The organism is Shewanella sp. S1-49-MNA-CIBAN-0167 (genome assembly GCF_040310145.1).
In the GTDB taxonomy this organism is placed as follows: Bacteria; Pseudomonadota; Gammaproteobacteria; order Enterobacterales; family Shewanellaceae; genus Shewanella; species Shewanella psychromarinicola.
Window position 1 is genome coordinate 1 of the sequence record NZ_JBEOPO010000431.1, and the last position, 246, is coordinate 246.

General features: G+C 44.3%; 1 protein-coding gene. It reads right to left on the bottom strand.

Annotated elements, in window-relative coordinates; translation table 11 throughout:
* A partial coding sequence (locus tag AAEZ00_RS21925; RefSeq protein ID WP_351090135.1) for a GTP-binding protein occupies positions 1 to 246 on the bottom strand: 246 nt, incomplete at both ends.

A 246-nucleotide genomic window follows, 5' to 3' on the forward strand; every position in this document is an offset into this window, starting at 1 on the left:
CCCGTTGCCATGTTACGAGTATATTGTTCATGACCTGGAGTATCAGCAATGATGAACTTACGTTTTTCACTGGAGAAATAACGATACGCCACGTCGATAGTAATACCTTGCTCACGTTCAGCTTGTAAACCATCGACCAATAACGCGAGATCAATGGCTTCACCAGTAGTGCCCATCTTCGCGCTGTCACTTTTTAGACTCGCTAACTGATCTTCATAAATTTGCGCACTGTCATGCAGTACACGA